At 58.2% G+C, this 18,404-nt stretch carries 27 protein-coding genes, 1 tRNA gene and 1 pseudogene; 13 read left to right on the top strand and 16 right to left on the bottom strand.

Annotation, left to right across the window (positions count from 1 at the left end; all coding sequences use genetic code 11):
* Window positions 1-8: 8 nt before the first annotated feature.
* The 3 genes from HEQ61_RS07025 to HEQ61_RS07035 all read right to left on the bottom strand — a co-directional run bounded on the left by HEQ61_RS07025 (window position 9) and on the right by HEQ61_RS07035 (window position 2,150).
* Entirely contained in the window at window positions 9-575 is a 567-nt protein-coding gene (locus HEQ61_RS07025; RefSeq protein ID WP_168020204.1) for a hypothetical protein, read from the bottom strand.
* Between the two features lie 508 nt (window positions 576-1,083).
* Complete coding sequence (locus tag HEQ61_RS07030) at window positions 1,084-1,278, bottom strand: hypothetical protein (RefSeq protein ID WP_168020206.1); 195 nt, start codon at window positions 1,276-1,278, stop codon at window positions 1,084-1,086.
* 566 nt (window positions 1,279-1,844) lie between these two features.
* Window positions 1,845-2,150 carry a hypothetical protein gene (locus tag HEQ61_RS07035; RefSeq protein WP_168020207.1) on the bottom strand — a complete coding sequence of 102 codons (306 nt, stop codon included), beginning with the start codon at window positions 2,148-2,150 and terminating at the stop codon, window positions 1,845-1,847.
* A 235-nt stretch (window positions 2,151-2,385) separates the two neighbouring features.
* Between HEQ61_RS07035 and HEQ61_RS07040 the strand changes: the two genes are divergently transcribed.
* A tRNA-Ser gene (locus HEQ61_RS07040) sits at window positions 2,386-2,475 on the top strand.
* Window positions 2,476-2,510: 35 nt separating this feature from the next.
* Here HEQ61_RS07040 and HEQ61_RS07045 read toward each other — a convergent pair.
* The 9 genes from HEQ61_RS07045 to HEQ61_RS07085 all read right to left on the bottom strand — a co-directional run bounded on the left by HEQ61_RS07045 (window position 2,511) and on the right by HEQ61_RS07085 (window position 7,851).
* Complete coding sequence (locus HEQ61_RS07045; RefSeq protein ID WP_167820890.1) at window positions 2,511-2,900, bottom strand: hypothetical protein; 390 nt, start codon at window positions 2,898-2,900, stop codon at window positions 2,511-2,513.
* Between the two features lie 29 nt (window positions 2,901-2,929).
* The gene (locus tag HEQ61_RS07050; protein ID WP_209315651.1) at window positions 2,930-3,712 is read right to left on the bottom strand and encodes a class I SAM-dependent methyltransferase; all 783 of its coding nucleotides are present in this window, start codon (window positions 3,710-3,712) and stop codon (window positions 2,930-2,932) included.
* A complete protein-coding gene (locus HEQ61_RS07055; protein WP_168020209.1) occupies window positions 3,702-4,715 on the bottom strand; it encodes an AAA family ATPase in 1,014 nt (337 codons plus the stop codon). Before HEQ61_RS07055 ends, HEQ61_RS07050 begins: the two co-directional genes overlap by 11 nt.
* Entirely contained in the window at window positions 4,702-5,331 is a 630-nt protein-coding gene (locus tag HEQ61_RS07060) for a hypothetical protein (protein ID WP_209315652.1), read from the bottom strand. Before HEQ61_RS07060 ends, HEQ61_RS07055 begins: the two co-directional genes overlap by 14 nt.
* Window positions 5,331-5,609 (bottom strand): DUF2312 domain-containing protein, encoded by a 279-nt coding sequence (locus HEQ61_RS07065; RefSeq protein WP_167812232.1) that lies wholly within the window; start codon window positions 5,607-5,609, stop codon window positions 5,331-5,333. Before HEQ61_RS07065 ends, HEQ61_RS07060 begins: the two co-directional genes overlap by 1 nt.
* Before the next feature lie 173 nt (window positions 5,610-5,782).
* The gene (gene ssb, locus HEQ61_RS07070; RefSeq protein WP_168020210.1) at window positions 5,783-6,211 is read right to left on the bottom strand and encodes a single-stranded DNA-binding protein; all 429 of its coding nucleotides are present in this window, start codon (window positions 6,209-6,211) and stop codon (window positions 5,783-5,785) included.
* A 12-nt stretch (window positions 6,212-6,223) separates the two neighbouring features.
* Window positions 6,224-6,565 (bottom strand): hypothetical protein, encoded by a 342-nt coding sequence (locus tag HEQ61_RS07075; RefSeq protein ID WP_168020211.1) that lies wholly within the window; start codon window positions 6,563-6,565, stop codon window positions 6,224-6,226.
* Complete coding sequence (locus tag HEQ61_RS07080) at window positions 6,558-6,776, bottom strand: helix-turn-helix transcriptional regulator (protein WP_167820885.1); 219 nt, start codon at window positions 6,774-6,776, stop codon at window positions 6,558-6,560. Before HEQ61_RS07080 ends, HEQ61_RS07075 begins: the two co-directional genes overlap by 8 nt.
* A gap of 451 nt (window positions 6,777-7,227) precedes the next feature.
* Window positions 7,228-7,851, bottom strand: coding sequence for an XRE family transcriptional regulator (locus tag HEQ61_RS07085; protein WP_167804491.1), 624 nt, complete (start codon window positions 7,849-7,851; stop codon window positions 7,228-7,230).
* 813 nt (window positions 7,852-8,664) lie between these two features.
* Between HEQ61_RS07085 and HEQ61_RS07090 the strand changes: the two genes are divergently transcribed.
* From HEQ61_RS07090 to HEQ61_RS07120, 7 genes are all read left to right on the top strand, one after another.
* A complete protein-coding gene (locus tag HEQ61_RS07090) occupies window positions 8,665-9,000 on the top strand; it encodes a hypothetical protein (RefSeq protein ID WP_167804490.1) in 336 nt (111 codons plus the stop codon).
* Between the two features lie 372 nt (window positions 9,001-9,372).
* Window positions 9,373-9,726 (top strand): hypothetical protein, encoded by a 354-nt coding sequence (locus HEQ61_RS07095; protein WP_167812237.1) that lies wholly within the window; start codon window positions 9,373-9,375, stop codon window positions 9,724-9,726.
* Window positions 9,727-9,776: 50 nt separating this feature from the next.
* Complete coding sequence (locus tag HEQ61_RS07100) at window positions 9,777-10,472, top strand: YdaU family protein (protein WP_167820881.1); 696 nt, start codon at window positions 9,777-9,779, stop codon at window positions 10,470-10,472.
* The gene (locus HEQ61_RS07105; protein ID WP_167820880.1) at window positions 10,456-11,313 is read left to right on the top strand and encodes an ATP-binding protein; all 858 of its coding nucleotides are present in this window, start codon (window positions 10,456-10,458) and stop codon (window positions 11,311-11,313) included. The genes HEQ61_RS07100 and HEQ61_RS07105 overlap by 17 nt, the downstream gene beginning before the upstream one ends.
* A gap of 499 nt (window positions 11,314-11,812) precedes the next feature.
* The gene (locus HEQ61_RS07110; protein WP_167820879.1) at window positions 11,813-12,193 is read left to right on the top strand and encodes a hypothetical protein; all 381 of its coding nucleotides are present in this window, start codon (window positions 11,813-11,815) and stop codon (window positions 12,191-12,193) included.
* Between the two features lies 1 nt (window position 12,194).
* Complete coding sequence (locus HEQ61_RS07115; protein ID WP_167820878.1) at window positions 12,195-12,569, top strand: Bro-N domain-containing protein; 375 nt, start codon at window positions 12,195-12,197, stop codon at window positions 12,567-12,569.
* Window positions 12,570-12,575: 6 nt separating this feature from the next.
* The gene (locus tag HEQ61_RS07120) at window positions 12,576-13,337 is read left to right on the top strand and encodes a BRO family protein (protein WP_167820877.1); all 762 of its coding nucleotides are present in this window, start codon (window positions 12,576-12,578) and stop codon (window positions 13,335-13,337) included.
* Between the two features lie 29 nt (window positions 13,338-13,366).
* On the opposite strand, the pseudogene HEQ61_RS07125 reads toward HEQ61_RS07120, so the two are convergent.
* From HEQ61_RS07125 to HEQ61_RS07140, 4 genes and pseudogenes are all read right to left on the bottom strand, one after another.
* Window positions 13,367-13,513, bottom strand: a pseudogene (locus tag HEQ61_RS07125) (IS5/IS1182 family transposase); the annotation flags it as partial.
* Window positions 13,514-13,520: 7 nt separating this feature from the next.
* Complete coding sequence (locus tag HEQ61_RS07130; protein WP_167820876.1) at window positions 13,521-14,819, bottom strand: type II toxin-antitoxin system HipA family toxin; 1,299 nt, start codon at window positions 14,817-14,819, stop codon at window positions 13,521-13,523.
* Complete coding sequence (locus HEQ61_RS07135) at window positions 14,816-15,109, bottom strand: helix-turn-helix domain-containing protein (protein ID WP_167804481.1); 294 nt, start codon at window positions 15,107-15,109, stop codon at window positions 14,816-14,818. Before HEQ61_RS07135 ends, HEQ61_RS07130 begins: the two co-directional genes overlap by 4 nt.
* 273 nt (window positions 15,110-15,382) lie before the next feature.
* Complete coding sequence (locus tag HEQ61_RS07140) at window positions 15,383-15,844, bottom strand: Panacea domain-containing protein (protein WP_167804480.1); 462 nt, start codon at window positions 15,842-15,844, stop codon at window positions 15,383-15,385.
* A gap of 370 nt (window positions 15,845-16,214) precedes the next feature.
* On the opposite strand from HEQ61_RS07140, the gene HEQ61_RS07145 reads away from it, so the two are divergent.
* From HEQ61_RS07145 to HEQ61_RS07165, 5 genes are all read left to right on the top strand, one after another.
* Window positions 16,215-16,535, top strand: coding sequence for a hypothetical protein (locus HEQ61_RS07145; RefSeq protein ID WP_167804479.1), 321 nt, complete (start codon window positions 16,215-16,217; stop codon window positions 16,533-16,535).
* The gene (locus HEQ61_RS07150) at window positions 16,536-17,030 is read left to right on the top strand and encodes an ImmA/IrrE family metallo-endopeptidase (RefSeq protein ID WP_167804478.1); all 495 of its coding nucleotides are present in this window, start codon (window positions 16,536-16,538) and stop codon (window positions 17,028-17,030) included.
* 308 nt (window positions 17,031-17,338) lie between these two features.
* Window positions 17,339-17,737, top strand: a complete 399-nt coding sequence (locus HEQ61_RS07155) for a hypothetical protein (protein ID WP_066134988.1) — start codon at window positions 17,339-17,341, stop codon at window positions 17,735-17,737.
* 56 nt (window positions 17,738-17,793) lie between these two features.
* Window positions 17,794-18,105, top strand: a complete 312-nt coding sequence (locus HEQ61_RS07160) for a hypothetical protein (RefSeq protein WP_168020212.1) — start codon at window positions 17,794-17,796, stop codon at window positions 18,103-18,105.
* Between the two features lie 2 nt (window positions 18,106-18,107).
* Window positions 18,108-18,404: D-Ala-D-Ala carboxypeptidase family metallohydrolase (locus HEQ61_RS07165; RefSeq protein WP_168020213.1), on the top strand; the 297-nt coding region annotated here is incomplete at its 3' end.

The following is an 18,404-nucleotide window of genomic DNA, read 5'->3' on the forward strand; positions in this document are numbered from 1 at the left end:
GGCGGGGCTTACCCCTTTGGAAGCATCCCTAGGATCGGCAGGTCTCTCAGTGCCTCGGATGTTGTACTTGAGAGGAACGCATCAAGCAGGTTTCCCGTTGATCGGGCGGCATGATCGAAAGAGGGGTGATGGGCCTTCGCAACAAAGAAGTCTCGGCTACATGCTGAGAGCGTGTTGATTAAATTGTCAGGAACCACGCTGTTTTCACCCACCCGGCCAACAATGAGAGTGTCGTGCGTCAAGGGAGTATAAACAGCGTTGATCGTTCCAACATCGGCAAATACGAGTGGAATGTACTTCCCATCAGAATTACGGCAGACAGCAATGCAATCCGGCAAGGGGATGCCTCCCTCACCAATGTGCAGTTTGGACCACTTCATCTTCTGCAACTCATCCATCCGCAGCTCTGGAGAAAGGGTTTCGCCTAACGCCTTGTTGTGGGCACGACGTGTTGCGCTGTCCACCTCGCCCAAGAATTTGGCGGTAAGCTCTTTCATCGCCTCAACCTGGGTGGGAAAGTAGCTGCCGAACCCACTCTTCATCATCTGAAGGGCAAAGCGTTCAAATGCCTCCAAGGAGAACCCCGCCTTCCTAAGCGCAGTTTCATGCCGACGAAAGAGAGAATAAATTTCCTCAAGCATTAATTTAGACGGAGATGCACCCTCTAGGCCGAGAAGCTTCTTTGAAGTTTGCTTTTCGAGAAAGAGGTTGCTGCACTTTTAAACGATGGCACTTCCAACTTCAGAGAAGGAATCCCTGAAGTGAGCTTGACGTATGCTTAGATGAACATACAGCTCTGCAACAGCAGCTTCAGGGAGGTCCGAGCAAATCTCGGATTCACACAGGCTGCGGTTCACGGCTTCCCATTTGAGAGCCAGAATTTTCCCAATGCGGGCGCCCGTATAAAAGAGGAGTCGGGATGCGCTTGCACTCTGCTGGGCGGGGGATTGATCGAAGTCGGCTAGGAGCGCCCGTACCTGTTCTTGGGTGAGGACAACTTCCCGCTCGCCGTCGCGATGCTTCCTGATCGACTTGTCATTGCGGAAATCGGAGGCTGGGTTGAATTTTCCGTCCGTTGTCCGGTTATAGAAGGTCGAGAGGATGGGCCTGATTAGCTTGCCGTCCGCTCTTGGCTTGGGTGTCCCTATAAGCGGCCAGGATGTCGGCCTCGGCGATGGTCGAGGGCTTGCGGGTGCCTAGGGCGGGGATGATGTGGTTGTTGATGACGGACTTCCATGTCTTTCGGGTGCTGTCCTTCATGCTGTGGGTTCCGAGCAATGCCGTCAGCTCCTCAGATAAGGGGCCTGCTTGATGGCGGCGGTTGGGTCCGCGTCCTTCTGCACCTCCCTCAGGATGTGGATGGCTTTCTGCCGGTCTGAATCATATGACAGCGCGTCGGAGCGCCCGATCTTGTGGCGCTTCTCCTCACCGGCCCTGAATAAGGAGCGTCTTGGCTGTCTTGTCCACGTAGACCCCGAACCCAGGAAGGGAGGTGTCCCAGACGCATTCTCCGGACTTGCGCTCGGGAATGGTGAGCGTCTTGAGCTTCGCAGCGCTTAGCTTCAACTTCATGATTTCCCTCACCTTATTCGACGGAAGCCAGAAAAGCTTATGACGTGGACGGCAAGGTAATTTGTAAGGAGTCTGTAAGTCAATGCTGGAGAAACGAGGGGATCTCGAGGAGGTGAGCGGGAAGTGCGGGGCAGCGAAACCAAGGAAAAACAGCGCATTAATGATCTTGCGGGATAGCGCGGGAACCTATAGGCTATAGTTCCCAAGCTTACGACTAGGGTTCGATTCACTTCACCCGCTCCATACGTTACAACAAGTTCTGTTGACTTTTGTTAATGCCGCCGTCTCATCAGGCGCCGGGTTCCCTGTGCCACAGGTTCTCTCTTTCCTCGGGCGATCAAGATCAGCAAAATGCCCAGTGGGCCGCTTACAGCCCATGCTGGCAGGGCCAGAAGATCAGCAAGTATGCGGTCAAGGGCCGTGTTTGGCGCTGGTGCTGTATGGCCGGCAAGGAGAGCCAGAAGCTCGCCGGTTGCAAGTCCACTTTCTGAACTGGTCCCAAGCGCCATGACACCTTCCGCCGAGGCAGAAATCAGCGCAAATCCCAGAAAAAGCCAGCCTATAATTTTCCCGGTCATGGTGCGGTAGATCCCAAAGAGGCGTTCCTCCTGTCCGGAGATAAGGCGCCTGTCCCCACATGGGAAGCATGCCACAAGTGTTTGGCTGTGCAATCAGGGTCTTCAAGACTGCGCCACATGGACAAAAATACTTTTTCTCCAAACAGCCATTGCATTTTGCGTTGTCGTCGGCTAGAAATCCACCTCGCCGTTCTTTTTAAGGGGCGGTGAAGCAGGGTAAAAGCCCTGCGCTAGGGGAGAGGTGGCCGAGTGGTTGAAGGCGCACGCCTGGAAAGTGTGTATACGGGAAACCGTATCGAGGGTTCGAATCCCTCTCTCTCCGCCATATTCGTTCTCTAAAGCATTGATTTATAAGAAGTTTCAAAAAGAGAAGCGGCGCTGTCCCACACTTTGTCCCACACTTTGCCGCGATAAGAATCGGCGCACCTTTTTTGGGCCTGCTTTTGTGGAGGCACTCCGCCGCCCTTTTTTGCCCTGTCCTGTTCCCTCCGCATCTCCCTCCCGACCGTCTTCCGCCGCCGCAAGTACAGCGACAACAAGTTCTTCGCGCATCCGCCGCAAGGCCCGGAGATCCATCAGAGCGAAGAGCCCATACACCAGGGCATTGATGATGACGGCACCCGTTACCAGTCCGGCTGCAATCTGTGACCAGAGCGGGCGGTGCAGATAGACGCCCATGCCGCCCGTAACCACGTCCTTGACCAGCAGGCCCATCATCAGCCAGAGCGCAATGACCAGAGCCCACGGCACCGTCGGCACCTTCGGTGGTATGTTTATACTTATCCGCATACCGTTCCCGGTGAGGCATGATGGCTCTTGCCGCCGCGCTGGGCCTGCATGCGATCGGCCTTGAGGGCGCGAACAGCCTGGATGGTTTCAAACGGGTCATAATCGCCGGGCTTTTCAAGTGTGGTACGGCATGGCGGGATGTGGCGCAGCGGCGGTTGTCCGGCCAGATGTTTGTTGATCACCAGCCAAGCGTAAGCGGTTGCCGTCGAAGTGTCCGGCGCAACCAGCCCCTCTTCCATCGGAAGCCGCTCAACGAACGGAGCGACCGTGATATGCCCGCACCACGGCTTCCAGATGCTGTGCCAACGCTCGATGCCTTCCAGAAGTTGCAGGCGCCCCAGCATGGCTATGCCGCGCCGGGCTTGTGACAGGCCTATGCGGATAAAATCACCGACGTGCCGAAAAGGCGGGTTTGTGATGATCCAGTCCACAGCGGCAAAGGGAGATGGCGTCTGGTGCGGGCTTTCGAGCGCCAGGAAATCGAAAGGGGTCCCGAAGCCTCTGGGTACAATGTCGCTGGCCACGACACAGGCCGCGTATTCCGCCAGGGCGCGGGCCATATGACCGCCGCCACAGGCTGGCTCCCAAACACTCTGGCCGCGCAGGTCCAGAATATGTTCGCAGAGCGCCCGCGTACCCCACGGGGGTGTAGGAAAATATTCGTGGCGGTCCAGCCCCGTTCCGGAAAATCGTTGTGCCATGACCGCCTGGGCCACGGGCTTTGTTCGTGTCGCGTTCATGCGGGGGGTCTTGCTCACGCAGCTAATCAGCATGACGCTGTCCTTTGTAGTATACGGTTGGCCTTGATGCGTTTACCCGTGCTGACCAAAGCTTCAGGTTTTCGGCAATGATCGCCTTCATTGGTCGCTCGCCCATTGAGAGGACCTTCTGGCGGAATAAATCGAGACAAAACTGCTCGGCTTCGCTGTAGCTGACAGGCCCAAGGCGCTTGGCAAGCGTCTCGGCGGGGATGGCTTCCGGCTCGTTCAGACGGGACAGGAAGGTAGTGATGAACGCGGCCATCTGTTTTTGTGTCGGCTTGGGAAGTTTCATGCGTATCTGGAAGCGCCTCCAGACGGCACGGTCGAGAAGTTCTGCATGATTTGTGGCTGCCATAACAATAGTGTAGCTTGGTAAATCATCGATCTGGAGCAGCAGGCTGGAGACGACGCGCTTGATTTCTCCCGTTTCATGGGTGTCACCGCGTTCTTTGCCGAGGACATCAAACTCATCGAAAAACAGCACGCAAGGTGTGGTCCGTACATAGTCAAACAGCTGCTTCAGGCGGCTTGCGGTTTCGCCTAGATAGCTGCCGATCATAAGTTCATAGCGCACGACAAACAGCGGCAGGGCCAGGGCCTCCGCCACCGCTTCGGCAAGAGTGGTTTTCCCGTTTCCGGGTGGCCCGACGAGGAGTACCCGGTGCCGAGGCTCCAGGCTGTGCGACCGTAACAGGTCTGAGCGATGCTGCTCCTCGATCAGCTGTATGCAGGCTGTTCGCACGAGGTTCGGGAGTATGAGCTCCTCCAGCCTGCGCTGTGGCTGGATCTCGGCGATGAAATCCCGACCACGATGGACAGGCCCAACGGGTATTGCCTGCAAGGGGTGTACGCCGTTGCCCATCCCATTCATTGCCTTTGTCAGTTTTTCGGCCAGAACATTGTGCTGCTTCGATCGTGCCTCGGTGATGATGGCTTCGATCGTCGACTTCATCAGCCGCAGGTCGCCAGAAGCACCCGCCTTTACTAGGCTGACGAGGAGGTCACTGCGGGCCATTGGTCGGCTTCCTTACATGACGCTGTCTTGTCCTTGACGGCGCGGACAGACTGGATGGGCTGACGCTCCCCCACTGCGCAGCCATGGCTTCGGCGATTCCGGGATAAGTCCGGCTGCGAAGCTTCCAGCGTTCGGGCGATGGCGGCATGTGATGGATGCGTGCTTGCCGCCCGTCGACAACGTGGGTGGGCTGAAGCGGAGGCAAGCCTTTCAGCCACAGACACGTAGCCTTGGTCTCCCCATGCCCAAATTGCCATGGCTGGATGATCTGATCCGGCTTTCGCCAGAGGCTTGACAGAACAGAGACCGGATTTTCAACGGCGATGCACGGAATCTGGCTCGCAGCGAGATGCATGACAAAGGATACGGCGGCTTGCTGCCGCCCGTCCTGACGCTTCTCGCTGAAATGCCGGGCACCAGATACAGCCAGGTCCGTGCAGGGAGGATGGAAGATCGCCAAATCCCACGGGTAGTCCAGAACATCCCGCACATCGCCCTTGTAGTGTGGCCCCGGCGCTTCAGACTCAAGCAGGTCACAAGATAAAGCCTCATGACCTGCCGCCCGGAATGCGTCGCGCACGGTTCCGGAAAATTCACACCCTACAAGAACACGCATCAGTCCGCCCCTGCGCTGGCAAGCCGTTCCAGAGGGGCTATTGCCAGCGCCATCCGATAGAGCGCGAGAAGTTGTTCTTCTTCCTCAAGCTCATGCGTGCTCTTCCGTCGCAGGCTGATAAGCTTACGAAGGATCTTTGCATCGAAACCGGTTGATTTTGCTTCGCTGTATACGTCTGCGATGTCGGCGCAAAGGCCGCTTTTCTCGTCTTCGAGCCGCTCAATACGCTCGACGAAAGACCGCAGCCGATCAGCGGCGGATGTATCCATTGCTTCCATAGCGCGGCCCCCCTTACTTTCCGCACCGGCAGGACAGGTAGCCTGTGTATCGCTCAAGGAAGGAGATCAGGTTGAGCAGGGCGCTCCCCGCACCGCGTCGGCAGGTTGATCCCCCACCACCAAGGCACTTGATGAATGCAAGCAGTCCGTTCATGAGCTTTCCCCTAGAATGGCTAGAATGGTATGTTGTCGTCTGAAATTTCAGACAAGGCAGGTGGTTCGGACGCGGTGTACGGCTCTCCGCTTTCCTGTGCCGGGCGGTCGAGCAGGAAGATGCTGCCCTTCCATTGTCCGAGGACAATCTCTGTCGAGTAGCGTTCCATATTGTTCCGGTCCGTCCACTTGCGCGTCTGCAAGCTGCCCTCCAGCAGGACCCTCGACCCCTTGTGCAGATATTTCTCAGCCAGCCCGATCAGATTTTCGTTGAAGATAACGACGCGATGCCATTCGGTTTTTTCGCGTCGCTCTCCGGTCTGGCGGTCTTTCCAGCACTCCGACGTGGCGAGGGAAAGGGTGACGACTTTGCCGCCCTCTTGGGTCAGCCTTATCTCGGGGTCACCGCCCAGATTGCCTAGGAGGGTAACCTTGTTGATGCTGTTCACGTCCGCACCCCTTCAGCTTGATTGTGTTCCAAGATGAAGGGCTACGCGTTCGTTATCGTTTCCCGGCGCCGGGGGCGGGTCCGAGACCGCGATGTCGCACGCGATGCCCTCTTTTTTCAGCTCGTCTTGCAGGTAGACCAGAAGCCCGCTCAGGCGTGACAGCCGGTCCTTGCTTTTTTCGGTGTTGGCGAGCTCGCCCAGAATGGTTGCTGTAAGGGAGTCGAGGGAGTGTGGCTCCTGTACCCCGCCGCGGTCGCGGCCAGACGTGAAGAGCCGCCCAACACTGTCGATCCGGATTTCACGGCCTGTTTGACCGCACCAGCCCCGGATCTCGCGCAGGGTGACCTCAGACATGGCACGACGCCTTCCGTTCCCGTACGCTTGCCGGATCTACAATGTTCTGGTCCTCCCAGCGGATGACCTCCGTGACGGGATAAAGGATGTTGCTGCTGATCTTTATGTAGGCGGGACCACGGCCCAGGCAGCGCCAGTTCGTCAGCGTCGCGCGGGCCATGTTCCAGCGCTGGGCCAGTTCGGTTTGTGTAAGGAATTTGCGGTCTTCCATGGTTTCCTCCGTTGGCGCACGGCAGCGCAAAAGGCTGCCCGGTTCTTGTGCCGGGTCATCGCTGATGGATGTCAGAGCTACAGCGTGATCAGAAGATCGGGGCCAGGTGATGCCAACGAAGAAGACATGGCGTGCCCTGCTTTGTCGTCATCACGAGCCAGGCTGTAACGATTTTCATCCCCTTGTTTTTGAAAAGAGTGCCTGCCGATGGGTTGCACAAACACTCGATGAGCGAACACAGGTTATGCATTCGCCCGGTGACCGTCAAGGACGTTTTTGCGTATAAGAAAAATAAATAACGAATTACGCTATATAACGTCCTGTGGCGCTTAAATGATGCCTATACCGCTTTATAACGGCTGCGCATTTTCATCATTGCCGCTCTCGGGGGCTTTAATGGCTAGCCCAAAAGCAGGTGGACGGTGCTGGGCGGCAAATGTAGATACAGCGGTTATATTTTCTTACCGACCCAGATAACACGTCCAACGGCAGAGATACTTGAGCTCTCGACCCTTTCCCCATCCCCATAAGCTGGGTTATCAGGCTTTATGTGAACAAATTCACCGCTGAATGTTGTAGAAATTCTGCGCACGCCCTTGAAGGCGCTGGTGCAGAAAAACAACAGTCCCGGGCGGTCCGGACGAATGTCACGCGTATCGATCAAAATCTGGTCGCCGGGGCGCAGGGTGGGCTCCATATCATCGCTGTCGATAGTCACCACCCGAAGGCTGACCAAAGGCCGCCGCGTGATGGTGCGCAGGTATTCCGGGTGCAGGATCAGCGGAAGGTCCATATCAGAAAAGCCATTTATAACAACAGCTTGGGCAGATGACTGCCCGTGGATGGCGACAGGCGGGGGGCCAGCCCCATTCGTGTCAGAGATTCCGGTAAGCTCGCTTTCACTCACTCCAAGGGCGGCGGCAAACTGCCGAATCCGAACAATGCTGAGCAGATGGTCGTCGCCATTCTCTATCCGGCAGATCGAGGTAACGCTGAGGCCCAGCGCATCACCTATCTGCTTTTGAGTTATCCCCCGGGATCTACGTAACCTTTGTATTGTCGCGCCGATTGACATTGATTGGTCCTTCTTTTTCATATTCTGCATAAGCTGGGTAAACAGGCTGAGAAATTCAGGCCTGACAGCAAGTGTTACCAGCAAAGGTTGCCGGATGAAAAAAATTATCCGGCGATGGATGAAAATGAGTGGTCGTTATAAAGCGGTATAAGCATCATTCAAACGTTACAGAGCAATCCATTAGCCGGATTTTGCAGATTTTGCCTATCGTTGCTTTTTTGCCCGGTCATTGAGCCGGGGGGGGGGTAGCGAATGCCCCGGAATCAGGCGAATCGGTGCAGCCCAGCGTTTCCGCCCCTGGGCGCCCGGGGCGAAAGGCAACTGGGATGCTTCCCCCCGCGAGCCGTTGGCCATAGAGGTCCCGCTTGTGCAAATGCAGTGCCCAGCACATTTGGCACTGAAAATAAGCACTATTTTTCCATTAACATTTTGATTGTAAAGAATTCACCTTATGCTCCGAGCATTGCTCGGCATGTGCAGAGGCATTCCCAATGCAGAAAAAAGCCCTGAAGGCTAGCCTAATCCATTGATTAAAAAGAAATTATTCTATGCCCGCGCATGCGTACGCGTTAAAAACTCTAACCAACTAAATAAATAACTAAAAAAATAAAATAAAACAGGCGCGTGCACGCTCGCCCATATACGCGCACGCGCCTGTGCGGATGTGCGAGGCGGGAAACGGAAAGAAACGTCTTCAGAGGATATTTTTTTTCTTGATACGCAGTCAGTCCTGCGTTACCACCATGGGTAACGCCCCTGATACGGGCTTCACCGCCAAACCACCTGGAACAAACCCACCAGTAGGAGGTCACCATGACCGCCCACAGCGCCCCTGCACGCGTAGCCGTCAGAGAAGTCGTCCCCGTCAGCAAGAAAGTCGTGCCGATTGATCTGCTTGGCGCACTTACTCGTGCCGTCATCGATCAGGACGGATGCACCTGGCTCTATCTCGCCGACGTCTGCGCGGTAATCTGGGAGACTGCCGAGATTGAAATGACCCCCGAATTCATGCAGTCCGACTATTTCGCCGCCACGCCGGACGGCGCCATGCTGCTCAGCGGCACGGTCCCGATCGCCATGCACGGCGACGTTATCGGGGTTGTACGGTTCAGTGACGAAGGTCTTGAGTGCTCTCCGGGCCATCTGTGATACCCGGTCAACCGTAGCGGTACCGGGCAGCCCAGCGCAGAGACAAACCACAGGGGCGGACGTTTGAGATCCATCAGGGAACAGGCCATGAATGCAACGCGTACCCCATTCACAAAAAATATTGACAGGGCGCCATGCTGCCGACACAGTGCGAACGTCGTGGCAAATTCCACGACCGGGTTTCACAGCCCGCACTACAATAGGCGCCCGGACCGCGCCATCAACAGCGCGGTTTTCCTATGGTCGGGCGCACAGGAGAGCCTTCGGGCTCGCCGTTTTCCTATTGGCGGTACTGTGAATCCTGTACGTCCGGCCACCAAGTTTCACAGCGCGGTGGCTGGGTTCCGCAACCCGATAAATAGGAGGTTCGCCATGCGCGACCACAGCACCCCTGCGCACGCTTTCACAAAAACCGTTGTTCCGCTTGCCCTCTCGGGCCACCCCGTCCGTACCATCGTTGATGAAGACGGCGGCACCTGGTTCCAGTTCGCCGACGTATGCTGGGCTTTGGCGGTGCACGAGCCGTTTGACGAGGCCGCCGAGGCCTTGGGCCCCTGCTATTCCGGCGTCACGCCTGACGGCATCACCCTGATCAGTTCCGAAGGCCTTGCCTGCCTGATGGCCGATATTGCGGAGAGAAAGGCGGCAGAAAAGAACAAGCGCCGGTCCGCACGGCTTTCCCACTCTGTCGCGGCCACCCCTGACAGGGTCCCCGCCTGCGGCTGACGCAGCCCGTTTACAGCGACATTCGTCTCCACATGGAGGGGGAGGACAGCATGACCTGCTATCCATTCCACATCGACGCCTACATGAAGGCGGCTTATCATCTGACCTGGGACGAGGATATAGCCTACAGGCGGCTGCTGGACCTGTATTACACCACCGGCAAGCCTCTTCGACTGGACCGCCGCGACCTGTATTGGCGGGTCCGCGCAACTACGCGCAAGCAGAAAGCCGCCGTGGACCGTGTTCTTGAAGAGTTCTTCGTCCAAACGACGGACGGCTGGCGCCAGCCACGGTGCGACCGCGAGCTTGAGGCCGCACGGCTGCGGCGGGAACGGGCGGAACAAGCGGCAAAGGCACGCTGGAGCCAAAATAAAGAGACCGATGCACTACGGCCAGAGGGCAAGCCAGCTCCCGCAGAACCGGCGCCGGGGGCAAAGGTTGCCGCCAAAAAGCCCAGGAAGCCGGAAACCCCGGTGCCCCCCGATTTCTGGCCCGACGAAACCGGGTGCGAGATTGCGGCGAAACACGGCGTAGACCTGGCGCGGGAGAGCGCGCGGTTTATCAGCTATCACCAGTCAAAAGACAGCCGTATGCGTGATTGGCAAGCCGCGTGGCGGGGGTGGTGCATGCGGGCGCAGGCGTTTTCGTACCCGGCCCGGGCAGCCCAGCGCGGCACATCACGTCACAGCGGCTTTGATGCCTTGGATTATCGAGCGGGGATTAACACCGATGGAACATTCGCCTGACCTGACCCCTTTGTCTGACCTCACCGCTTTCCCGGCTCCCACTGCGGCGGCGGAGCACATGCAGACGTGCGACCGCCACGGGGCGTACCGGAATACGGGGGTGCAGCTGCGCGATGAAATCCTGTGGGTCGGCTGTCCCGGCTGCAATGCCGAGGCAACCGACAGGCGGCGGCGCGAGGCCGAGGAACGACGCCTGTCGGAGTGGCGGCAACAGCGGGCAAAGGCCGAGGAGGAACGCATGCTTGCGGTTATCCGCGCGGCCCGGATTCCGCTCCGTTTTTCAGGGCGCGGCCTTGAGTGCTTTGAAGCCGCATCTTCGGGCCAGAAGCAGGCCCTGTCCGTCGCCCGCAACTATGCCGAAGCCTTGATAGAGGGGCGCACGGGTGGACGGGGTCTTGTGTTCTCCGGGCGACCGGGAACCGGGAAAACACATCTGGCGGCAGGGATCCTGCAAGCCGTTCTGCCGGGGCGCCGGGGACGCTACATGACGGCGCCCGACCTGATACGGGCTGTTCGGGCAACGTGGCGCCCGGAATCCCCGGAGCGTGAGGACGAGGTTCTGGAACGCCTCACCGCCTTTGATGTGCTTGTGCTCGACGAAGTTGCGGTCAACAGCGGTACTGAAAATGAGCAGACCATCCTGTTTGAACTGATCGACCGCCGTTACCGGGCTCTGATGCCAACCGTCCTTGTGACCAACCAAGACCGTGCCGGATTACACCGTGCCCTGGGCGAACGCAGCTTTGACCGCCTGACCGAAACCGCCCGCTGGGTGGTATTCGATTGGCCAAGCCGCCGCCCCGGCATGCAGGGTCTGACACCGTGCAGGGGAGTAGCGTGAGATGGAGCGCAGGTTTGACCCCTTGATGGCACAGGCGGAACATGGCACGGTTGCCCCATGGCTGGACGTACGGGGGAGCCTTCGGGCTCGCCGTTTGCCTTTTGGCGGTAATGCGAAACCTGTACGTCCGGCCACCACGCTTCGACTCGCGGTGGTCGGGTTTCAGCGGCAACGACTGGTGAGCACGCTTAGTACCGTCCCGGATCGCGACGGTATTCCGGGCCACCTGATTCCATTCACAAAAAATATTGACAGGGCGCCATGCTGCCGACACAGTGCGAACGTCGTGGCAAATTCCACGACCGGGTTTCACAGCTCGCACTACAAAAGGCGCCCGAACCGTGCCAATAAAAGCGCGGTTTTCCTATGGTCGGGCGCACAGGAGAGCCTTCGGGCTCGCCGTTTACCTTTTGGCGGTACTGTGAATCCTGTACGTCCGGCCACCAAGTTTCACAGCGCGGTGGCTGGGTTCCGCAACCCGATCAAAAGGAGGTTCGCCATGCGCGACCACAGCACCCCTGCGCGTTTATCCGATCAACTCATTTACACATCCGCCCATATTGGCCGCTCCGTCCGTTGTGTCATGACCCGGGACGGCGGTCTGTGGTGCTGGCTCTCCGATGTCGTGGAGATTCTGGCGCAGCCCGAGTGGCTTGATAACGCCCGCTGCCTGGTCGAAGACGAAGCGTGGCTTTCCCTGGCGCGAGCCTGCCAGGGTTCGGCACCGGACGGCGCCAGACTGGTCCACCACGACGGGCTTGAGTGCATTGCGGACGCCTTCTCAAAACTGGAAGAGGCAAACCGGAAAAAACGGCCCCGGGCACGGGTTCCCGGCTCTGCCGAAAAAACATCCACGTATACATTAGAGGGAGTAGCGTGACATGGGTAACATCATTCCATTTTCTTTTGAAGGTCACGGTGTCCGCACCATCGTCGATGAAAGCGGGCAGCCGTGGTTCGTGGCCAAGGATGTTGCAACGCTCCTTGGGTATAGCAATACCCGGAAGGCTGTCCGTGATCATTGCAAGGGAGCACGCGATATAGGAAGCAGCTCTGCGTTGGAGGGGGAGCGTTTCGCCCCCCTTCCTCTGGCTCCACAAACAATCATTATCCCCGAACGCGATGTGTATCGTCTGGTTATGCGGTCACGGCTTCCGGCAGCGGAACGGTTCGAGGATTGGGTTGTCGGTGAAGTCCTTGGACGCAGGTCCTTGTTCACGCCAGGAAATGATCATCACATCGTAAAAGGGGAGTAACACGTTATGGGTAACATCATTCCATTTTCTTTCGAAGGGCACGGTGTCCGTAGCATCATCGATGAAAACGGGCAGCCGTGGTTTAATGCCTCCGATGTTTGCGACGCCCTGGAGATGGGCAATTCGTCTCAGGTAATCAAGTCTCACGTCGATTTGGATGACCTCCAGAAATTGGAGGTCATCGATAACCTTGGGCGTACACAGCGTGCCAATCACGTCAATGAATCCGGCCTGTACTCGCTGATCCTAGGCAGCCGCAAGCCTGCGGCAAAGCGGTTCAAGAGGTGGGTAACCAGCGAAGTCCTCCCCTCGATCCGCAAGACCGGGTCGCCGGGCGCGGACAACGTGCAGTACCTCAACGACCCGATCTGGCTGCGCGGGGCCTTGATCACCTATACAGAGCGAGTCGAGCGTCTGGAACGCCAGGCCAATGACAACGCGCCAAAGCTACAGGCCTATGACCTGATCGCCACCAGTAGTGATGGCTCCCTGTCCGTGACGGAGGTCGCCAAGCTGCTGCAACAGCGCCCGCGAGACCTGTTCACATGGTTGGCCGTAAACAAGTGGCTGTACCGCCGTGCCGGGGGGCGGTCGTGGCTGGCCTACCAAAGCCGCATCCAGAGCGGATTCATGGAGCACAAGATAACCGAGGTCACGCAGCCCGACGGCCTGCCGCGCTTCATAGAACAGGCCCGCATCACGCGTCGGGGCTTGTTGCGGCTGGCCCATGCCTTTGGCGTTGACCTGCCTGAAGCCGCCACCGCCTGAGAGAAAGGACTTAGGCCGTAAACTCATAAATCGGCCAGCAGGGTCGATCCGTCACCCAATTCTCCATCCAGCAAGGCCTCGGCCTCGACGCTGTCGTGGATCTGCCCGGCGGTCAGACGCAGGGTGACGGAACGTCCCATGCCGCCATCGTCTTCGCTTTCTTTCGTGACTCCGTAGAGATCATCACTCGGTTTCAGGAGCTGGTGCCGCCATCAGAATCTTCCGGCAATCGGCGGCTCTTGCGGTGAGGACATCGGAAAGCCGCTGCAAAATCGCGTTGTCGAGACCGTCGGCTCGGGCCGTCTTGATGACGTCGGCCAGTGCGTCGGGAAGCCGCTCGGCGAGTTCCAGGCAATTCGCGCGCACCTGCTCCCCACCCAGTCGAACCGATGACGCCAGCTTGTTCCAATGCCGCAGCGAGATATCGTCGAGGAGATATTTGCCCCCGATTTTCATCGCCAGATTGAGCTTTTTGAAATCGAAGTCATAGGGAAACGTGCTGGCAATGTCGTAGAGCGGTGCGAGACGAGCGCGCCCACCTGCACCGATCAGCACGGAATAGTTCTTCGCATGAGCATCCGTCCCGCCAATGATCCAGTTGAGCGCGAGTGCCTGAATGAATGTCCAGACATCGTCGATCGGCCGACTGGAATAGGTTCGCAGGAGATCGACAATCGGCTGCGCTCCCGGCCCACCTTCATTCTCGTATTTTCTGGTCGGTGGCAGTCCCAGCGCCTGGCACATGTCCTCCTGGTGCAGGCGACGGATCGTATCCCCCACGCTCACGCGGTCGTAGCGCTCGACGACGATCGCCACCTCACCCTCGAATACGCAGACTTGCGACGCGGCAGCGGGCAGTCGAAGGGCCCGTGCTAGAGCGAGGCAGACGTGCTCGTTTTCGGCATGCCCGTCAAAGGCCTCGATCGGCGGTTTGACGATATGGGTGGTAGGGATTCGTCCCGAAGGGACTCCCCAGCGGCCATTCTCGAAGAGGAAGGCTGTTTTCGGCTGCGCGCCTGCGAGGCTGAATTGGCCGGAATCGCGCGCAATGCGCCATGCCGCATGGTCTTTGCGTAAGGTGCGGATGCGCTCTGCTATGTCTTTGTCGTTGAGCCATTCGACTTTCCCGGCAGGCTGCGTGCGAAGGACGTCTGCGCGCTCGGGCTGAACAATCTGGATGGCGCCGGCGCAGTCTTCGCCGACATGGGCAAGCAGCGCGAACGGATTACGCGGCGAGACCTGGAAGCGCTGCCCCCAGCGGGCCAGGATGGCTTCGTTATCGGGGAGAAGGCCCCACAGCCAGGGTTCGATCTTGGCGTGCTCATGCTCGGCGACAACGAGCGGCATGGAAAGCGAGAGCGGATATGCGTCCGGTGTCTGACGCCAGTCGGCGTCGTAGGCGAGCGTGAGACGCGCGCGCTTGTCCTTACGGATCTCGCCCATGATCCGACCATCGACGATGATCGCGAGATGATCGGTCATGGGCGGCGTCCCTTCGCGGCATCGACGACGGCGTCGATGTCGATCGGCGCCACGCTACTATCCTTGCGCATGTGGGCATCGCCGTCGCCATCCACGGCCAGAGCGAGGTCGAGGGCGGCAAGCGTGCGCAAGACGAGCCCCAGCTCCGACCGCGCCTTCCCCTGCTCGATGGCCACAATCCATTGGCGGCCGACGCCGACGCGGCTGGCCAGATCGGTCTGGTTGAGGCCGAGGCGGCGGCGCTGCTGACGGATGACCAGCCCGAGGTCTAAGGGCGTTCGAATATGCATGGCGCTTTGTCCGGTTGTCGTCGTTCGCGGACAATATAGCAATGTCGTCATTCGGCGACAAGTCGAAAAGTCGTCGTTCGTGGACATTATAGCAGTGTCGTCATTCGGCGACATTATAGAATAGCTCGGAACGCGGCTTCGTAACACGACAACATTGACCGCCTGTTCTGTTTCGGTAGAACAATCCATTTCGTTTTTTTGCGCTGGGCGCGACACACAACCATTTTCGTGGCGTCACGAAAATGGTGCCGTCCCGCACGCCATCTCTTTTATTTACGCGCCCGGCACCGTTCTTGCTCCGAACAGCGTCCTGCCTTCCTCGATAATATGGTCGTTCGGAATGATAGCCGCTCTTTTCCCCGGTATGTAGTTCCGCGCCCATGCGCCGTCTTCTCTCTGGGTGAAGTCGATCAATCTGGACGGGGGTTGCTTCAGCAGGAAAGCGCAGGCTTGCTCCAGCTCTCTCCCCTCGCGTGTCTCTGCCTCCAGCGGAGCGGTTCGGTAAAATCCATACCGGACCGGACGGGCACCATACATTTTCAGCGTGCTGTAAAGATCGGGGAGGACAGGCCCGTAGTCCCAAGCCTCGAACGGCTCAAAAACCAAGGGCCCGCCCGTTCTGGACATGAACGCCATCGAGGCCAGATAGATGATTTTCTGGATGCGCAGGTTGCTGACGCTCCAGTGGCTGGCTTCACATACCGTTCGGGCCGCTGCATATGTAGAAATAGCCATGGGTTCTCCCTCCGAACAGCGCCCTGTCCGGGTTAGACATAAGCTGGGGCGCTGGGCAGTACCACTGTATAATGTCACGCGGGACAGGTTATCCCCGTCCGGAGGCAAGCCTCTCTCCGGGCTGCTGTTCAAACGCGTCGGAATGATACAGCTTGCAAAAGGGCATAGTCTGCGACAAGTTTCTGAAACGATCGCCCCCGCTGCGGCGTTGCCGGTCGGGAGCGTGTGAGCAGGCGGTAGATAGCTGGAAGCGGTCAGTGTCTGCGTGATGCCGGGGACTGCATTCGCAGCTATCTACTTGAAAAAATGTACGGAACCCTTTTGCTTGCAAAAATTAACGGGTTCTGAAAGCATACAGGAGTCTCAAAGTTTGGTTGATGCTATACAATTTGCAGCCCAAATGGGCCGACTGGATTTTGCATCTGCCATGTTGGGTGGCGTCTCCGCCATGTTGGCCGTCCTCGCCGTTGGCATGGGGCTTGCGGGTATTTTTGGCTACAGGCAGGTCAGTTCGCAGTCTGGAGAAATAGCCGCCAAAACTGCGCGGGAAGAAGCCGCGCGCGCGGTCGGAGAATATTTGGACAAGAAGCTGCCGGGCATGCTGGATGAACGCCTGAATGTTGTGGAAGAGCCTGTTAATGACGAGGCTGCATATGAACTCAGTTCCGCTCAGGAAAAGGGGAGAACATAGATGACCTTCGTCGATTCCTTTACGTTTATAAACGAAGCTCGCAAATCGGCTCCTGTTGATGTGGAGCGTCTTTGCCGTGATCTTGGCATCGAACTCCGCTTTGACCTCCTGAGTTCCGGGGTTTCCGGGATGATCGAGCGCAAGAAAGGAGAAGGCTACATCATAACCGTAAACGCGTCGGACCCAGAAACCAGGCGGCGGTTCACTATCGCTCATGAGCTGGGTCATTATGTGTACCACCGGGATATTATGGGCGACGGGATTGATGATGACCGAGCCTACAGAAGTACAGACGCAGGCAAGTATCATAACACCCGCATTGGGCGCAAAGAAGAAATCCAAGCAAACAAGTTTGCTGCGCGGTTGCTTATGCCGGAAGCCCTGATCCGGCAGTACCAGAAAAAGGGCATGACCGACCCTGCGGACTTGGCAAGGCAGTTTGGTGTTTCTGAGCAGGCGATGAAAATCAGGATCGGGGCGATGCTCCAGGGCTGAGTATGGGGCCGGCGCAGGCCCCTTGACACAGGGCAACGGGTGATACACTTTTTGCATAACACGCCCCCCACGCCTCTCGGAGAAGCGCACCACGGGGGGTTTTTATTGGCGCATTCTAGCAATGACAGGCGGGTGGTGCGCCAAATTTGCTGCCAAGGCTTGACACGATAAAACGGGTGGCGCACCGTGCTGCGCAATACACCCCCCACGCCTCTCGAAGACGCGCACCATGGGGGGTAATTTTTTGCAGCCAGGATGCACCAAAAGGGCCTTTGTTTTACTGGGACCCCGGGTTATAAGACACGGCCATGGAACAGGTTGCCGAACTCCCTGAAAGTATTCAGGAAATAGCCGGCGTTATTGGCCGCGACCGGGCGCTTTATCTTGTCGGCAGCCTTGCGCCGTCCGGAAAGCGCAGGTGGAGGCGCATTCTCTACGTTCCCCACCCCCGCAACCTGAAAATGTCCTCGAAAATCGTCGAAATCCTTGGCTATGAGGATGCCGCCCGCATCTCCCGCGCGTTTGCCGGGCTGATCCTCCAGCCCGCGAATGGCAACAGTCTCTCCCGCCCCCTGCGGGATCGCCGCATCTGCGACATGGCCCGTAACGGCGTGCCGACGACAGATATCGCGGCGGGGTTCGCTCTCACGCCGCGTCGGGTCAGGGACATTCTGAAGCGGCAGGAAAAAGCGCCACAGGACGTATAGGGGCCTGTCTGCCACGCTGCCTGACAGTTGATGACCGATGCCATGGTGTGGAGCGAATGCAGGTGGATCAGATTGTGCCGCGGCTTGCTGCGGTTGAAGCGCGGCTTGACAGTACAGACCGGACCCTGGCCGAAGTCGCCCTTACCCAGCGTGAGATATCACGGACCTTGACCGCCCTCACCGTCCAGGAAGTTGCGCTGGACCGGCTCGGCCAGGAGTCCGTCCGGATGTGGGAGAAGATTTCCGCTGCGGAATCATCGCTGACCCGGATTCAGGCCGAAGCCCGCATTGCCGCCTGTATCGGCTCCTCGTGCCTTACAGGTGCCGTCGCCTACATCATATGGTTGATGCAGCATGTGAGGCTTTAACCATGCAGATCTCGCCCCACTTTCACCGCCATGAATTCGCCTGCCGCTGTGGGTGCGGCTTTGACACCGTGGACGCTGAACTGCTGACGGTTCTCCAGGGCGTGCGGGATCATTTCAAGGCGCCGGTAACGATTACATCGGGGTGCAGATGTGTGAGCTGGAACCGTGAGAGCGGCGGGCGCCCGCAATCCATGCACCTTCTGGGGCGTGCAGCCGACATCATTACCGTCAGCCCACTGCACGCGGTTTATGTGTGGCTGTGCAAGCAGTACCCGTTCCGGCTCGGTCTGGGGCTTTAC

It is taken from the genome of Haematospirillum sp. H4485 (genome assembly GCF_012102745.1).
Taxonomy (GTDB): Bacteria; Pseudomonadota; Alphaproteobacteria; order Rhodospirillales; family Rhodospirillaceae; genus Haematospirillum.

Excerpts from the sequence above, each read along its gene's own strand:
- HEQ61_RS07080 (WP_167820885.1), bottom strand. The coding sequence starts at position 6,776 with ATGGAAGACCGCAAATTCCTTACACAAACCGAACTGGCCCAGCGCTGG.
- HEQ61_RS07135 (WP_167804481.1), bottom strand. The coding sequence starts at position 15,109 with ATGCATATTCGAACGCCCTTAGACCTCGGGCTGGTCATCCGTCAGCAG.
- HEQ61_RS07155 (WP_066134988.1), top strand. The coding sequence starts at position 17,339 with ATGGAACAGGTTGCCGAACTCCCTGAAAGTATTCAGGAAATAGCCGGC.
- HEQ61_RS07035 (WP_168020207.1), bottom strand. The coding sequence starts at position 2,150 with ATGACCGGGAAAATTATAGGCTGGCTTTTTCTGGGATTTGCGCTGATT.
- HEQ61_RS07160 (WP_168020212.1), top strand. The coding sequence starts at position 17,794 with ATGCAGGTGGATCAGATTGTGCCGCGGCTTGCTGCGGTTGAAGCGCGG.
- HEQ61_RS07050 (WP_209315651.1), bottom strand. The coding sequence starts at position 3,712 with ATGCTGATTAGCTGCGTGAGCAAGACCCCCCGCATGAACGCGACACGA.
- HEQ61_RS07140 (WP_167804480.1), bottom strand. The coding sequence starts at position 15,844 with ATGGCTATTTCTACATATGCAGCGGCCCGAACGGTATGTGAAGCCAGC.
- HEQ61_RS07110 (WP_167820879.1), top strand. The coding sequence starts at position 11,813 with ATGCGCGACCACAGCACCCCTGCGCGTTTATCCGATCAACTCATTTAC.
- HEQ61_RS07095 (WP_167812237.1), top strand. The coding sequence starts at position 9,373 with ATGCGCGACCACAGCACCCCTGCGCACGCTTTCACAAAAACCGTTGTT.
- HEQ61_RS07100 (WP_167820881.1), top strand. The coding sequence starts at position 9,777 with ATGACCTGCTATCCATTCCACATCGACGCCTACATGAAGGCGGCTTAT.
- HEQ61_RS07090 (WP_167804490.1), top strand. The coding sequence starts at position 8,665 with ATGACCGCCCACAGCGCCCCTGCACGCGTAGCCGTCAGAGAAGTCGTC.
- HEQ61_RS07060 (WP_209315652.1), bottom strand. The coding sequence starts at position 5,331 with ATGCGTGTTCTTGTAGGGTGTGAATTTTCCGGAACCGTGCGCGACGCA.
- HEQ61_RS07065 (WP_167812232.1), bottom strand. The coding sequence starts at position 5,609 with ATGGAAGCAATGGATACATCCGCCGCTGATCGGCTGCGGTCTTTCGTC.
- HEQ61_RS07130 (WP_167820876.1), bottom strand. The coding sequence starts at position 14,819 with ATGACCGATCATCTCGCGATCATCGTCGATGGTCGGATCATGGGCGAG.
- HEQ61_RS07055 (WP_168020209.1), bottom strand. The coding sequence starts at position 4,715 with ATGGCCCGCAGTGACCTCCTCGTCAGCCTAGTAAAGGCGGGTGCTTCT.
- HEQ61_RS07085 (WP_167804491.1), bottom strand. The coding sequence starts at position 7,851 with ATGTCAATCGGCGCGACAATACAAAGGTTACGTAGATCCCGGGGGATA.
- HEQ61_RS07115 (WP_167820878.1), top strand. The coding sequence starts at position 12,195 with ATGGGTAACATCATTCCATTTTCTTTTGAAGGTCACGGTGTCCGCACC.
- HEQ61_RS07150 (WP_167804478.1), top strand. The coding sequence starts at position 16,536 with ATGACCTTCGTCGATTCCTTTACGTTTATAAACGAAGCTCGCAAATCG.
- HEQ61_RS07105 (WP_167820880.1), top strand. The coding sequence starts at position 10,456 with ATGGAACATTCGCCTGACCTGACCCCTTTGTCTGACCTCACCGCTTTC.
- HEQ61_RS07075 (WP_168020211.1), bottom strand. The coding sequence starts at position 6,565 with ATGTCTGAGGTCACCCTGCGCGAGATCCGGGGCTGGTGCGGTCAAACA.
- HEQ61_RS07120 (WP_167820877.1), top strand. The coding sequence starts at position 12,576 with ATGGGTAACATCATTCCATTTTCTTTCGAAGGGCACGGTGTCCGTAGC.